Source organism: Phaeobacter porticola, from assembly GCF_001888185.1.
In the GTDB taxonomy this organism is placed as follows: domain Bacteria; phylum Pseudomonadota; class Alphaproteobacteria; order Rhodobacterales; family Rhodobacteraceae; genus Phaeobacter; species Phaeobacter porticola.
This window is the reverse complement of sequence record NZ_CP016364.1, coordinates 2,367,743-2,382,112: the sequence shown is the minus strand read 5'-3', so window position 1 is coordinate 2,382,112 and position 14,370 is coordinate 2,367,743. Positions and strand designations below refer to the sequence as shown.

The following is a 14,370-nucleotide window of genomic DNA, read 5'->3' as shown; positions in this document are numbered from 1 at the left end:
TTTGATTTTGGAACAGGCGGCGCATATGCACCGCCTGTTTTTATTCTGACGATGGGTCGGTTATCTGACGGGCATTTGCTGTTGGGTCAGCCGGTGAAACAGATGGGTAAAGGTCGCCGCCCCCATAATGGGGATCACCAGATTCACAAGCGGGATAGACAGCGGCATCGCCATCAACACCCCAGCCAGCCAGATGGTGACAAGATGCTTGCGGCGCAGGCGCTTTGCCTCGGGCAGGCCCACCCGACGCGCGGCGGCAAGGGTGAAATATTCCCGCCCAAGCAAAAACCCGTTCAGCCCCCAGAAGATAAACAGCGCAAAGGGGGCAAACACCACATATAGCACCAGCGCCAGAACATTGGCGGCAACCAGAACCCCAAGAAAATTCACAGTGTCGCGGACCCCTTCCCAGAACGGAGTTTTGGACGCCAACGGCAGACCGGGATAATGGCGATCCTCCACGGCCTGTGCCACCTCATCCAGGAACATAGAGGTGATGGCAGAGGCGACGGGCACCATCAGAAACACTGACAGAACAATCATCAGCAGCAGCGAGGTGATCGACAGGAGGTCGTCAATCCAGGTCACCGGGCCGATCAGGGGCAGTATTGCATCGGGACCAACCAGCCATTGGATCAACGCCAAAAATGCCGCATAGGTGACCACCAGCAGGGCGAGGGTCAGGCCAATGCCCAGCAACAGCACCTTGCGAAACCGGGGGTCTCCGGTCTGGCCTAGCGCCTTTAGGAAATCATTCAGGATCATGTCGCCATCCATGTTGTCAGGGCGGCTAGGTCGGGGCGGGGACGTTCTGGCGGGGGGCTGGCCTCAGTTGCGATATGGATCAGGCCAGCGATGCGTTCATGGGAAGCCAGACCAAAGGCTTCGGCGCAGAACTCTGCATCGTGGCTGACCCATCCAGACAGCCAGTTTGCCCCCCAGCCTGCCGCCAGTGCCGCATTCAACAAAGCCAGGCAGACGGCCCCCGCAGAATAGGTCTGTTCGATTGCGGGGACCTTGGGACTGTCCTTCTGGACCTCGACTACGGCGACAGCCAATTGGCCCAGCTTAAACTGGCTGCGCCCCTTGGCGATATCTTCGGGCGATTTGCTCAGGCGTTCACCCGCTTTGGTGGTCAGTTCAGCCAATCGCACCATCGCGGGTGTCTCGATCACGATGAACCTCCAGGGTTCCAGTTTGCCGTGATCGGGTGTGCGCGCAGCGGCGGTGAGCAGCGGCATCAGCTCGTCACGGCTGGGGGCAGGGGCCATCAGCGTTTTGGCTGGGCGAGACCGGCGCGACAAAAGAAACTCGAGGGCAGCATCATTGCGAAGGGGCATATGTGAAACCTTTTTACATCTACCGTCAATTTCGGCAGAGAGGCGCCGATTTTCAAGGGGGCATGGAACCGGCAATGTTGTTTGCTGGCAGACTGGCTGGCGGCAACACGATCCACGTGCGAGGTGTTTTGCAGGAAATATCCCGCCCAGACCGGTAGAGTCTATGGATTTCGTATCAGATCCCGGCCATCACTATGCAAATGGGCAAGCCAAAGAATAGAGACCTCCCTGATCTGAGACATCTGGCGGTTGCGGGGACCGAAATCACCGTCCGGGTCACCCCCAAAGCGGCGCGCAATGCGATTGTCTTTGCAGCCCCATCAGCTGCGGACGTGCAGAACAGCATGGTGCTGAAGATCACGGTGACGGTCGCGCCGGAAAACGGCAAGGCAAATGCCGCCGTTCGCGCGCTTTTGGCCACAGCGATGCGGATTGCGCCGTCGGACCTTACATTGCTGCGCGGGGCCACCGGGCGCGACAAGGTCTTTGCCTATCGGTGCTGACTGACTGCCGCTCTGGAGGCCAGACCATCATCACCCATGGCCCATCTGTGTTGGATGAGTGTTAGGTCTTTGCCACAGGCTCATCCTCGCGGGCAAAACGATAGATCCCCTCGGGAAGGTCTAGTGCGGCGGCTAGGTCGCGCACCTGACTGTGGGACAGGGTGATCCTCAGCACTTGATCGGTGCGTGGGTCCAATTGTTCGACCGTAACACATTCTGCAAAAAGATTGATGGCAACATCTTCCATCAACGGGGCGGCCTCGTCATCGACAAGGGTTACGACAGTGGCGTCAAATTCATGCTCGATGGTAAACATGATCTCAGCTTGCCACTCGCGGGCTGTCACTGACAAGGGTTTGTCGCATCACGTATTCTTGCGACACATTGCAGCCATCTGTGCTTCATGCGATTGATCCTGCATATGCTGTCGCGGTAGGGTTGCGGTCGCAAAGCAGAGGAGATGTCATGCGTCGGTTGTTGCTGTTGATGGGATTTTCGGTCACCACGGGTCTGGCGGCGTGCGATGTCGCGGTTGAGACGGGTTCCGCTACGCCGCCACGGCCTACGGGTCCTGCGGTCCAAGGCATGACCCCGGCGCAAGGTCGCAGCGCCTTCGCGGCGGTCACGCGTGTGGTGGAACCGGTATCTGAACGCGAATGTCGCGCGCGGGCGCCCGGATTGAACTGCGATTTTCTGATCCGCGTTGATCCGAACCCCAATGCCCCGCCCAATGCCTACCAAAGCCAGGACCGCTCTGGCCGCCCGGTGATCACCTTTACGCAGCGGATGCTGGGACAGATTGCCAACCGGGACGAGCTCGCCTTTGTCATGTCGCATGAGGCTGCCCATCACATTCGCGGTCATTTGGCACGCAAACAGCAAAGCGCAGTTGCGGGGTCCATCCTATTGGCCGGCTTGGCCAGTGTGTCCGGTGCAAGTGCTGCGGATATTGGCCGGGCGCAGGATCTGGGCGCGATCGTTGGCGCGCGCACCTATTCTAAGAATTTTGAGCTGGAAGCGGATGAACTGGGCACGATCATCACCCATAAGGCTGGCTACCGCCCCAGTGTCGGGGTGAAGTTCTTCAACCGTCTGCCTGATCCAGGCGACAAGTTCCTGGGCAGCCATCCCGCCAACCCGGATCGGGTGCGGGTGGTGAGCCAGACCATTCAGAAATACAATCTGAATTGAGCGGTACAGATCAAGCTGTTGCCTCGCTCCGGCAGATGGGCGTGGTTCTGACCGACCGTGGCTCGCGCTATGCAGTAAGCGGCGCAGAGGTCACAAGTAGACAACAGATCGACGCCGTGCTGGCGGCTCTGAAATCTGACCGCGCTTATGCCAAGGCAACCCACAACACTTGGGCTGCGCAATTGCCGACAGGCGGGCTCAAGGCGGATGATGGCGAAAGCGGGGCTGGCATGGTGATCCTGCGCATGATGGAGCGCGAAGGCCTGCGAGATCACGTGATCATTGTTACTCGCTGGTATGGTAACAAGAAACTGGGCGGCGACCGTTTTCGCCGGGTTCAGGACGCCGTACGCGCCTACCTTGGGGCGGGCGGCCAGCACCCTGCCTGATTGCCTGCCGTTTGACCTGCATCAAATCTGTATTCCCAACCTGCGACTAAGCTGTCCCCAGAATGAATGATTCAAAAAAGGGATAGCGCGATGACCAGCCAAGCCGATCTGAAAACCCACGCCGCTCTGTTTGACCGCATGGCCGAAACCGTTGGTCTGGACCTTCAGGACGAGGCGATTTCGGGTCGTTTGCGGGTCGATGAAATCGGCGAAGCGGTGCTGCGCTGCACCCGCTGTGGCGGTGTCGCGGCCTGTCACAAATGGTTGGCCAAAGGCCTGCGCCCAGGTTCTGAGGCACCGGATTTCTGCCGTAACCGTGATTTGCTATCCTACCTGAACGAAGAACAGCACTGAAAAACTTCTGGTAACAGACAAGGGGGGGGGCGACATGCAGCGATTGGGGGATCCGCTTCAGCATATGCGGCTGATGGCACGGATGGGGCAGGCGTCTGGCGTTGATCTTACCTGTGCCTTTGCCACGGGTCGGATTGGCCAACCGGAATGGGCCGCCATGATCACCCGTTGCCGTGGCTGTGCCGAGATGCTGCGTTGTCAGCAGTTTCTGGCCAAATCTGAATTGCCACAGCAAGAGACCCAGAATGGGGGTGCAGCCGTCGGCCCAATGCCGGATTGTCGCAACGCCGCAGCGCTGGTGCAGCTGCGCGATTGAATCCGACGATCGGCAAGCCGGGGCAATCCAGGCGGTTCTTTCCGCTGCGCCTGACGGCACATTCGGCGCCGCGCTTGTCAACGTGCCTGCGGGCATGCATAGCTCAACCTGACAGGAATACCGGCAGCAAAGAGGCGGGATTAACCCGGCTTCAAAGAGGCTCCCCCGGGCAGGAGGCACAGCACCAACATGGGCATCAGCATTAATATCGCCATCCAAATGGCACGGTCCACGCCATTTCTGGAAGGTAAAAAGAATGGCATCATGTTGGGACGGCAGAAAATGCACTTTCGCCCGAACTGGAAAAGCCGACTGATAGAGCAGCTTGCAAAACAGGGCATTGTCGCGAGTGAGGACGACCTTTTTCAGGACGATCAGTTCTGCGAGTCCTTTCTCAAGACCATCGGCTGGCCCGCGCTGGAAAGCCTGGATTTCTCGGCCATTGAGGGCGCGCAATATATCCATGACCTGTCAGAACCAATTGACGGGTCCCTGCGCAAAAAGTTCGACGTCATCTATGACGGGGGCACCACCGAGCACGTCTTTGATATCGCGTCCTCTTTTCGCAACATCCACCATATGCTCAAAGATGACGGGATCTTTATTTCCTGTGTGGGAACGGACGGCTGGTTTGGCCATGGGTTCTATCAGGTCGGCCCCGATATCCCCTGGCGCTACTGGTCGGCGACGCTGGGCTATGACGTGCTAAAATGCTGTACGTTCAACCGAACCAGCCGGGAGGCCCCGCGAGACATCACCGACCCCGCAGTCAACCGCCGCGGCGCCGAACACCGCTACGACAGCCCACAGTTTCTGTTCTATGTGGTTCAAAAGAACGGCGAGAAGGACACATACCCCGCAACCATCCAAAGCCACTACCTGGATTACTAGGGGGGATTATTTTTGGGGGGGACGAAGGCGCACAGTACGCTATTCGATTTCCACTAATTCAAACTACGAAAGTCCTCAAGATTGCCGTCATTCAGGCGAGCTCTAAAATGACGTATTCTCTCCTGTGCAGCATTACATCTTGATGTTCCCAACATGGGATGAAGTGAGGAAATCGCAATAGTTTCAAGATCTATCTTGTCGCTTGGGGCGTCTTCTTGCCCACGTGCGAATGAAAACAAGTGATTTAGGATCGCACGAATGACCTCCCAATCGTATGCATGGCTCCCTCGCGTATGATTTGTGATTACTCTGCTTGGGTCGGCTACACTACCTAACAGGCGAGAACTGGCAACTTGATAGCGTGCAAAAATAATTGTGAGCCATTCTTGAGTGACCTCATCAGAGTATTCGATGCACTCTTTCAATATTCGAACGGTCTCGTCGCCGATCTCCAAGGCCTCTCGGACTTCAACAGCATTCTTTGGATCGGCAAAAACCGTATCGTCGCTTAGAGCTATGTCGACTGCCTTTTCGCAAACTTCGTCAAAACGAGAAAGAGCAATTGGCAATAACGCTTTAGCAGCCTTCTGCGTGGCACTTCTTTCAATTGAAAACCGGGTTGCTTGGCTGTCGATATTTGCAAAAACCCCAGCCAGTGCGACTGCTGATGCGAACAATGCTACAAGGATGGAAAGGCCATAGGTTCCATATCTGACTATATTCTCGTCAAAGCTAGACCCTAACAAACTCATGAAAGAGATTCCTATCATGCAACCGAAGAATGCGGTCGCGGCCGGATTTCTCAGAAGGCCTTCAAAGAGCTTTTTCAATTACGATCCTAGTGGGTTAAGTACGTTTTCCCCACAAATCATACTCCCCCGCCTCATCAACTTCAACGGTGACCAACTCGCCGACCTGCAACCCGTCGGTGCTTTCGTCAATGAACAGGTTGCCGTCGATCTCTGGCGCGTCGGCTTTGGTGCGGCAGGTGGCGATGCCGTCTTCGTCGATGTCATCCACGATCACCTGAAGGGTCTGGCCGACTTTGGCCTCTAGCTTCGCTTCGGAAATCGCCTGTGCCTTTTCCATAAAGCGCTCCCAGCGCTGTTGCTTGATCTCTTCCGGCACGTGATCGGCCAGATCGTTCGACCGAGCACCATCGACGTTCTCATATTTAAAACAGCCAACGCGATCCAGCTGCGCCTCGTCCATCCAGTCGAGCAGATGCTGGAACTCGGCCTCCGTCTCGCCGGGAAAACCAACGATAAAGGTAGAGCGCAGGGTGATATCGGGGCAGGTCGCGCGCCAGGCGCGGATTTCATCCAGTGTTTTGGCTGCAGCGGCAGGCCGTGCCATGCGGCGCAGCACATCGGGGTGAGCGTGTTGAAACGGGATGTCCAGATAGGGCAGCAGCGCATTGTTCGGGTCCGCCATCAACGGGATTAGATCGCGCACATAAGGGTAGGGATAGACATAGTGCAGCCGCACCCACAGCTCATCCGCGGGGGCCAATCGGCCCAGCTCACGGCTGAGATCCTGAATGTGGCTGCGCACGTCGCCGTCTTTCCAAGGATTCACATCATATTTGCGATCCAGCCCATAGGCAGAGGTATCCTGCGAAATCACCAACAACTCGCGCACGCCGGCATCCACCAGTTTCTCCGCCTCGCGCAAAATCGCATGGGCGGGCCGGGACGCCAGTTTGCCGCGCATGTCGGGGATGATGCAGAATTTGCACTTGTGATTGCAGCCCTCGGAGATCTTTAGATAGCTGAAATGGCGCGGCGTCAGCTTGACGCCCGCAGCGGGCAGCAGATCTACGTAGGGGTTGGGCGAGGGCGGCACAGCGGCATGCACCGCATCCAGCACCTGCTCATATTGATGCGGGCCGGTCACCGCTAGAATACGCGGATGATGCGCGCGGATATAGTCCGGTTCAGCGCCCAGACAGCCGGTGACAATCACCTTGCCGTTTTCCTTCAGCGCCTCGCCAATGGCCTCCAGGCTCTCGGCTTTGGCACTGTCGAGAAAGCCGCAGGTGTTGACGATCACCGCATCGGCTCCGGCATAATCGGGTGACACGCCATAGCCCTCGGCGCGCAGGCGCGTCAGGATCCGCTCGCTATCGACCAGCGCCTTGGGACAGCCCAGTGACACCATGCCAAGGGTTGGCTGCCCGTCACGGGGCGCATCGCCAAGCCGGGGCTTGGGCGCAAGATCGGGGCGAAGGCTGGGCGGATTGGTGGAACCGGGTGTCTGTGTCATGGCCGGGCATATAGTACGCGCAAGGGGCGCTGCCTAGCCCGTTTGCGCATTGCACGCCGCCGCAGGGGCGTTAATCTGCCGGGAAACAGGGCCTGAAGAAGGGTTCGCAGGGATTGGGGTGCCCCGCCGGACCGGCGACGGGTATGAGCAGGGAGACGATAGATGCGGTTGCTGATGCGGATTGGGATGGCGCTGGTGGTGGCGGTGGTTTTGCTCGTGGCGGGCTTGCTGTTGCTGCCGGGGGAAAAACTGGCGCAGCTTGCGGCCACGCAGATTGAAGCCCAGACCGGGCGGAAAATTACCTTTGGTGGTCGTGTCGGCTATACGCTTTGGCCGACGCTGGGGGTCAAGGCTGATCGTGTTGCCCTGTCCAACGCCCCTTGGGCTGGACCAGAGCCGATGTTGACCGCAGAACGGCTGACCATTGGTGTGGCAGCGGCGGATCTGTTGCAAGGCAAGGTGCGGGTAACAGAGTTGTCGGCGGTGTTGCCGCAACTGAGCCTTAGTACTCGCGCCGACGGTACGGGCAACTGGGTGCTGGAGCCTGCGGACGCAGCGTCAGAGGTTGCATCGACCGCGCCCACATCCGGGGGCATGGACAGCTTGCCGATCAGCATCGAGGCGCTGAACCTCACCGGAGCCACATTGCGCTACGCCCCCCATGGCGAGACACCGGTTGAAATGAAACAGGTCGACCTGGCGCTGCAGTGGCCGGATCCCACAGGCACTGTGGTTGCCGATATCACCCTGCGACCGGCAGGCGATCCGGTGCAGATCGAAGCGGAGATTGGCACGTTCGAGGCGTTTCTGGCAGGGCAGGTTTCCTCTGTTGGGGCATCTGTGACAGCAGCGGATACAGTCCTGCGTTTTGACGGCCGGGCGAATACCGCCGGTGCTGCAACCGGACGGATCACCGGCCAAAGCACCAATCTGGCGCGCAGTCTGGCAGTTCTAGGTGCAGCGCAGGGAACTGATGTCCCTGCGGTGAAGACCTGGCTGATTGGGTCTGACCTCACTTACACCACCGATGGACGTTTGGCGCTGCGCGATCTGACGCTTGAGGCCGATTCCAACAAGCTGCGTGGAGCTGCGGATGTCACCCTTGGTGATGTGCCCAAAGTGACCGCGCGGCTGAGCGGTGACCAGCTGGATCTGTCGGCGTTGCTGCCATCCGGTGACGCTGATCTGCCCTCCGCTGCAGCGGCTGGGACTGGGGACGATCCGGTCAGCGATGGCTGGTCGCGTGAGCGTATGGACTTTGGCTGGCTGGCTGCCTTGAACACCGAGATTGCCTTGGATGTGCAGGCAGTCGAAACCGGATCGGTCCGGTTGGGGCCCAGCAAGCTGGACCTGTCACTGGACAATTCCCGTGCGGTTCTGAAATTGCAACCTGCAACCGTGTTCGACGGTCAGCTGCAGGGGCAATTGGTGGTCAATAACCGCAATGGACTGTCGGTCGGTGGCAAGCTGAGCTTTCAGAACATCCGGCTGGAACAGGCGCTGGGGCAGACCATGGGATATGATCGCCTCAATGGCGAGGCTTTGGGCGAGCTGGAGTATCTGGGTGTCGGCAATTCGGTGGCAGAGATCATGTCTTCGCTTAGCGGCAAAGGGTGGCTGGAGGTCGGCAAGGGCTTCTTTACCGGGTTTGATCTGGAGCAGCTGATGCGCAGCGGCAGTGGTAATGGTGGCAGCACGGTGTTTGATCAGCTGACCGCCAGCTACACGATGGCAGGCGGCAATCTGACCAATAATGATCTGCTCCTGACCCTGCGCGGCTTGCGCGCCGAGGGGGAGGGACGCATCGGGCTTGGGGCGCAGGATCTGGACTATCTCTTTACCCCCAGCCTGCAACGTGGCGATGGCAGCACCCGTCTGTCGATCCCCGTGGTGATCACCGGCCCATGGAACGATCCTAAGATCCGTCCGGACCTGAAACGCGCGCTGGAGCCGGAAATCGACGCGGTGGAACAACAGGCCAAAGATCGCCTGCGCGAGAAGTTGAGCGAAGAGCTGGATACAGAGATCGCGCCAGAGCAGGACATCAATGAGGCCATCCGCGACCGGATTGAGAAAGAGGCCAAGGATCAGCTGCTGCGGCTTCTCGGCGGCGATTGATCCAGCCGCCAGACTCTAGTGGCCAGATCCCACAGTGCGCTACAACAGAAAACGCCCGCCAATGGCGGGCGTTTCTACGTCAACAGTCGGAATGATCAGAAGGTCTGATCGTAGTCACCAACCAGCGGTTCGGTGCGGATCACCGCGTCAATCTCGGCAAAGATCTCACGCAGTTCCGCCTCGCTCTCGCTGCTTTCGCAGACCACCACGAGGTTGGGCGTATTGGACGAGGCCCGCACCAGCCCCCAGGAGCCGTTGTCGAGGATCACACGCGCACCATTCACTGTGACGACCTCCTTAATGGGGCGACCTGCCAGCGTCTCGCCAGCCTTAGCCTTGGCGACCAGCTTTGCCACCAGGCGCTCCAGCACGGTGTATTTCTCGGTATCGGCACAATAGGGCGACATGGTCGGGGTCGCCCAGGTCTTGGGCAGCGCTTTCCTCAGGTCGGACATGCTCTTGTGGGGGTTGCGGTCCATCAGTTTGCAGATCTCGACCGCCACGCGCATGCCACAGTCGTAGCCACGGCCTACAGGTTCAGCGAGGAAATAATGTCCGGATTTTTCAAACCCTGCCAGCGCACCGATTTCTTTTACCCGTCGTTTCATGTGGCTGTGACCGGTTTTCCAGTAATCCGCCGTCACGCCATTGGCCTTCAGCTCGGGATCCGAGGCAAACAGCCCGGTAGATTTCACATCCGCGACAAAGGTCGAATTCGGGTAAAGCTTGCTCAGATCCCGCGCCATGATGACGCCAACCTTATCGGCAAAGATCTCTTCGCCCTCATCATCCACCACGCCGCAGCGATCGCCATCGCCATCAAAGCCTAGCGCCATATCTGCGCCCGAGGCCTTCACGCTGTCGGACATATCGTGCAGCATTTCCATGGCTTCGGGGTTCGGGTTGTAGTGCGGGAAGGTATAGTCCAGCGCGTTGTGGCTATCGACCACCTCAACGCCCATGCGTGCGAACAGCTCCGGCGCAAAGGCTGAGGCGGTGCCATTGCCGGTGGCGCAGACCACCTTCAGCGGGCGGGACATTTTGAAATCGCCAACCAGATCATCCAGATAGGCCTCTTTCACTCCATCCACGAACTGATAGGAACCGCCAGGACGGGCCACGCCCTCACCATTCAGGACAATGTCCCGCAGCTCGCCCATTTCGTCCGGGCCGTGGGTCAGCGGGCGTTCAAAGCCCATCTTGACCCCGGTCCAGCCGTTGGGGTTGTGGCTGGCGGTGACCATGGCGACGGCAGGCACATCCAGATGGAACTGGGCGAAATAGGCCATGGGTGACAGGGCCGGGCCGATATCGCGCACTTCGATACCCGCCTGCATCAGGCCGATGATCAGCGCGTGTTTGATGGCAACCGAATAGTCGCGGTAATCATTCGCCACTGCGATCACCGGCGGGATGCCACGCTTGTGCATCTGGGTGCCCAGTCCCAGCCCCAGCGCGGTCATGCCGGGCAGGTTGATTTCCTCAGGGTATTTCCAGCGCGCGTCATATTCGCGAAAACCGGTGGGCGTGATCATCGGATCGCGCAGAAAGCTCCAGGTGTTCGGGCGCACCTCGGGGATGGGTTTGGTCATGGGATTACGCTCTCTTGTCGATCAGATGCGGATAGGGTCGGCCTTGGCCAGCGCATCAAAGCGCATCAGGCTCTCGATCAGTTTTGGCATCTGGTCCAGATAGATCATGTTCGGCCCGTCGCTGGGGGCATTGTCCGGATCTTCGTGGGTTTCAATGAAGACCGAGGCGATACCAAGCGACACCGCCGCACGCGCCATCAGCGGCGCAAATTCGCGCTGTCCACCGGTGGAGCCGCCCTTGCCGCCGGGCTGCTGCACGGAATGGGTTGCATCCATCACCACCGGATAGCCATCTTGGGCCATCTGCGGCAGGGACCGCATGTCCGCCACCAGCGTGTTATAGCCAAAGGAGGTGCCACGTTCGGTCAGCAGGATGTTTTGATTGCCGGTGCTTTCCACCTTGGCGACCACATTGGCCATGTCCCAAGGCGCCAAAAACTGACCTTTCTTGATGTTCACGGCCTTGCCGGTGTTGCCTGCGGCCAGCAGCATATCGGTCTGGCGGCACAGAAAGGCGGGGATCTGCAGGATATCCACGGCCTCAGCCGCGACTGCACATTGCGCCTCGGTGTGGACATCTGTCAGAACCGGAACATCGAATTCCTTGGCAATGGTTTGGAGGACCTTCAGCCCCTCGTCCACGCCCAGCCCACGTTTGCCGGAGAGAGAGGTGCGATTGGCCTTATCGTAGGACGCCTTGAAGACATATTGCGCACCAAATTGGGCGCAGGCCTCTTTCATCTGACCCGCGATCATACGTGCGTGATCCAGGCTTTCCAGCTGGCAAGGGCCAGCGATGAGGGTCAGCGGGCGGTCATTGCCGATGCTGAGGTCGGCGACGGAGATATTTTTCATGGCGTTATGACGAAACCTGTTCTCGGAGGATGGACGCAGTAAGCGAGCACATCAGGTAGATACCGGAAAAGATCAGGAATGCCAAAATCGTATTTTCAAATCGGCGGGGATAGGTCGCTTCTTGGCTGGGAACAGGTTCCACCGCTGTGGTCAGGTAGCGTACTTGGCGGTTGGCTTCCATCCGGGTCTGTTCGACCTGTTGCAGCGCCGATTGCAACATCAGGTCACGGGTCGCCAGATCAGCCTGCGCCATCTGAATCTGTACCGTGAGGCTGGCCAGCGAGTTTTCGCCTGCCGAGGCGTCCACCATGCGGTCGTTCAGTCGCTGAATAAGACTGTTCAGTCGAGCTATGTCCGCCTTTGCACCGTCCACCTTGGCCTGATTGGGGCGAGTGTTGTCCTGTAAAGCGGCCAGCTCCAGCTCTTTTTCCTGACGCTGGATTTCAAAGGTGCTTATCTGCGAACGCAGCGAGAGGATCACGCCTTCGGGGTCAAGAACGGTGCCACGTTGTTGCAGTTCGACCAGTTTCTCCTGAGCACTGCGGCGTTTTCCTTCGGCCATTTCCAGCGCGATTTCAGCGTCGCCCACTTGGTCGTCCCGTTTCTGTTCAGAGAGATGATTGACCTTTTCCTGCGCATAGCTAATCAGCCTGCGCGAAAATTGTGCCGAGACCTCGGGGTCTGCGGCGGAGACCTCCATGCGGACCACACCTTCGGTTGGATCATATCCGATCTTCACGTTGCGGGAATAGGTCTTATAGGCTTCTTCATTGGTCGGGTTTTCATTCAACCGCTGGATTGGGTCGATCCACTCTTGGGTGAAATGCGATTTGAAGCCGATTTCCTGGTCCAGGCGCAGCATGGCCTCCTTTGATTGAAGATAGCTTTGTACTGCGATGGAATCCTGGCTGGTTGCAAACTGGGTGCCGCTGAGCAACCCGCCGAGGCCACCGCCGCCGCCCGAGCTGTCGGCCTTGAGCACAAGAAACTCAGACTTGGCAGCATACATGGGTGTGGCGACAGCATAAAAATAATATCCGGCCAGTGTGGTTGGCATCATGACGAAAAACGCAAGCCGTGCCGCAAGAAGCACCAGTTTGCGGCGCCGACGGCGTGCGATATCGCGTTGGATTTCCCGAATTTCACGGTTGCGCCGTTCTGTGGGGCTCAACTCTGTCGAGGGCAGAGAAACCTTGTCGACCGGCACTGTCTGCGGCAGCTGTACGCCGCCCGGCGCAGGGGGGGCACCCTCCGGCTGGGCCGTGTTGGGTTGTACCACCAGTTCCAGCATATTGGCGCGCTGAAACGGATCAATGCCCTTCCGTCGCAGTTGGCGCACGGCGTCGAAATCCGATGTGGCGGCCAGGTTGTGTTTTTGGGCGACCCGGCGGGCCAGACGTAGCTGGCGACCAGTCAGCCCTTCCTTGCGGATTTCATCCAGATCGGTGGAGAGTTTGCTGGTCTTTGATTTTGGGGGTTCCTTGATGGAAATGGCTTCATTGGCAGGTGGCGTCCTGCGGTTCCCAGCCGCCTCGGAAACAGTCCCTACGGTATCAGCCTTCTCTGCGGCTGTCGCAGTCTCCGTGGTCGGGGCGGCAAGAGACGCATCAGCGGCGCTTGGCGGTGGCACGGGGCGTGCGGCTGCGGGCTGGGCCGCTGCGCCACCGCTGCGCCGAACACGAAACTTCTTAGCCTTGGGTTTGGTAGTCATAGAGCTGCTTCGCTTCTTCCAAGGTTTCAAACATTTGCAACTGGCCGTCTACCAGCACCGCTGCCGAGCGTACAAATTTTTCCAGTGTCTTAGGTTGGTGCGAGACCATGATGATCGTTGTGGTTTGCAACCGCTCCTCCAGAATGGACCCGGCTTTGCGGTTGAACTCCACATCCGTGGTGCTCGGCATCCCCTCATCGATGAGGAAGATGTCAAAGTCCAGCGCCAGCATCAGCGAAAAACTGAACCGCGCCCGCATGCCCGACGAATAGGTGCCAACAGGCTGGTCAAAATATTCCCCCAAGCCACAGAGCCAGCGGCAGTAAGCCTCGACATAGTCGGGGTCCAGGCCATAGAGATTCGCAATGTAGCGTGCATTCGCCAAGGCCGACAGCCGATTGATAACGCCGCCCATGAACCCCAGCGGAAATGAGATACGGCTGGTGCGGCGAATTTCGCCCTCATCGGGTTTTTCGAGTCCTGCCATCATATTGATCAGCGTGGTTTTTCCGGTGCCATTGGGGGCCAGCACGCCCATAGATTTTCCCAGTTCAACGCGAAAGGACACCCGATCAAGGATCACCTTGCGTTGGGTGCCGGTCCAGAAGGACTTGCTCACATTTTCAAACTCAAGCATCGCGGGTTCCGGTGCTGCTCTCGACCCCGTTCGGGGGCCTGTGATCCTCATGATGCGCCAGGCTGATCCCGACGGCCTTATGTCTGCACTAACAGATTTGTGTTAACAACTTAGGCGGCTATTTGGACCATATTATGTCCAAATGTTATAGGCTTTATCAACGGTGCCGTAACCATATGACGTTGCTTTGACCGGGTTGTGATCTGCC

General features: G+C 58.6%; 16 protein-coding genes. 7 read left to right on the top strand and 9 right to left on the bottom strand.

Annotated features, from left to right (window positions below; translation table 11 throughout):
- Positions 1–60: 60 nt before the first annotated feature.
- Positions 61–765: an EI24 domain-containing protein gene (locus tag PhaeoP97_RS11430; RefSeq protein ID WP_072506450.1), complete on the bottom strand. Its 705-nt coding sequence runs from the start codon at positions 763–765 to the stop codon at positions 61–63.
- Positions 762–1,340: a nitroreductase family protein gene (locus PhaeoP97_RS11425; protein WP_072505152.1), complete on the bottom strand. Its 579-nt coding sequence runs from the start codon at positions 1,338–1,340 to the stop codon at positions 762–764. The genes PhaeoP97_RS11430 and PhaeoP97_RS11425 overlap by 4 nt, the downstream gene beginning before the upstream one ends.
- A gap of 200 nt (positions 1,341–1,540) precedes the next feature.
- Here PhaeoP97_RS11425 and PhaeoP97_RS11420 point away from each other — a divergent pair, with 200 nt between their 5' ends.
- A complete protein-coding gene (locus PhaeoP97_RS11420; protein WP_072506449.1) occupies positions 1,541–1,843 on the top strand; it encodes a DUF167 domain-containing protein in 303 nt (100 codons plus the stop codon).
- 61 nt (positions 1,844–1,904) lie between these two features.
- On the opposite strand, the gene PhaeoP97_RS11415 is transcribed toward PhaeoP97_RS11420, so the two are convergent.
- Positions 1,905–2,159, bottom strand: coding sequence for a hypothetical protein (locus PhaeoP97_RS11415; protein WP_072505151.1), 255 nt, complete (start codon positions 2,157–2,159; stop codon positions 1,905–1,907).
- A gap of 149 nt (positions 2,160–2,308) precedes the next feature.
- Between PhaeoP97_RS11415 and PhaeoP97_RS11410 the strand changes: the two genes are divergently transcribed.
- The 5 genes from PhaeoP97_RS11410 to PhaeoP97_RS11390 all read left to right on the top strand — a co-directional run bounded on the left by PhaeoP97_RS11410 (position 2,309) and on the right by PhaeoP97_RS11390 (position 4,984).
- Positions 2,309–3,034, top strand: a complete 726-nt coding sequence (locus tag PhaeoP97_RS11410; protein WP_072505150.1) for a M48 family metalloprotease — start codon at positions 2,309–2,311, stop codon at positions 3,032–3,034.
- Positions 3,035–3,069: 35 nt separating this feature from the next.
- A complete protein-coding gene (locus PhaeoP97_RS11405; RefSeq protein ID WP_072506448.1) occupies positions 3,070–3,423 on the top strand; it encodes a YigZ family protein in 354 nt (117 codons plus the stop codon).
- Positions 3,424–3,513: 90 nt separating this feature from the next.
- A complete protein-coding gene (locus PhaeoP97_RS11400) occupies positions 3,514–3,777 on the top strand; it encodes a DUF6455 family protein (RefSeq protein ID WP_072505149.1) in 264 nt (87 codons plus the stop codon).
- 34 nt (positions 3,778–3,811) lie between these two features.
- Positions 3,812–4,093: a DUF6455 family protein gene (locus tag PhaeoP97_RS11395; protein WP_072505148.1), complete on the top strand. Its 282-nt coding sequence runs from the start codon at positions 3,812–3,814 to the stop codon at positions 4,091–4,093.
- Positions 4,094–4,282: 189 nt separating this feature from the next.
- Complete coding sequence (locus tag PhaeoP97_RS11390; RefSeq protein ID WP_072505147.1) at positions 4,283–4,984, top strand: class I SAM-dependent methyltransferase; 702 nt, start codon at positions 4,283–4,285, stop codon at positions 4,982–4,984.
- A 53-nt stretch (positions 4,985–5,037) separates the two neighbouring features.
- Here the strand turns inward: PhaeoP97_RS11390 and PhaeoP97_RS11385 are convergent, their stop codons facing one another.
- Together PhaeoP97_RS11385 and rimO are read right to left on the bottom strand one after the other, a co-directional pair.
- The gene (locus PhaeoP97_RS11385) at positions 5,038–5,814 is read right to left on the bottom strand and encodes a hypothetical protein (RefSeq protein WP_157891250.1); all 777 of its coding nucleotides are present in this window, start codon (positions 5,812–5,814) and stop codon (positions 5,038–5,040) included.
- 16 nt (positions 5,815–5,830) lie between these two features.
- Positions 5,831–7,249 carry a 30S ribosomal protein S12 methylthiotransferase RimO gene (gene rimO / locus PhaeoP97_RS11380; RefSeq protein WP_072505145.1) on the bottom strand — a complete coding sequence of 473 codons (1,419 nt, stop codon included), beginning with the start codon at positions 7,247–7,249 and terminating at the stop codon, positions 5,831–5,833.
- 162 nt (positions 7,250–7,411) lie between these two features.
- Between rimO and PhaeoP97_RS11375 the strand changes: the two genes are divergently transcribed.
- Positions 7,412–9,367 (top strand): AsmA family protein, encoded by a 1,956-nt coding sequence (locus PhaeoP97_RS11375; protein WP_072505144.1) that lies wholly within the window; start codon positions 7,412–7,414, stop codon positions 9,365–9,367.
- Between the two features lie 95 nt (positions 9,368–9,462).
- On the opposite strand, the gene PhaeoP97_RS11370 is transcribed toward PhaeoP97_RS11375, so the two are convergent.
- The 4 genes from PhaeoP97_RS11370 to PhaeoP97_RS11355 are packed head-to-tail and all read right to left on the bottom strand — an operon-like array spanning position 9,463 to position 14,162.
- Complete coding sequence (locus PhaeoP97_RS11370; RefSeq protein WP_072505143.1) at positions 9,463–10,959, bottom strand: phosphomannomutase/phosphoglucomutase; 1,497 nt, start codon at positions 10,957–10,959, stop codon at positions 9,463–9,465.
- 21 nt (positions 10,960–10,980) lie between these two features.
- The gene (gene kdsA, locus PhaeoP97_RS11365) at positions 10,981–11,814 is read right to left on the bottom strand and encodes a 3-deoxy-8-phosphooctulonate synthase (protein WP_072505142.1); all 834 of its coding nucleotides are present in this window, start codon (positions 11,812–11,814) and stop codon (positions 10,981–10,983) included.
- Between the two features lie 4 nt (positions 11,815–11,818).
- Positions 11,819–13,525: a KpsE/RkpR family capsule polysaccharide export protein gene (locus tag PhaeoP97_RS11360; protein ID WP_072505141.1), complete on the bottom strand. Its 1,707-nt coding sequence runs from the start codon at positions 13,523–13,525 to the stop codon at positions 11,819–11,821.
- A complete protein-coding gene (locus PhaeoP97_RS11355) occupies positions 13,503–14,162 on the bottom strand; it encodes an ABC transporter ATP-binding protein (protein WP_072505140.1) in 660 nt (219 codons plus the stop codon). The genes PhaeoP97_RS11360 and PhaeoP97_RS11355 overlap by 23 nt, the downstream gene beginning before the upstream one ends.
- Between the last annotated feature and the right edge of the window lie 208 nt (positions 14,163–14,370).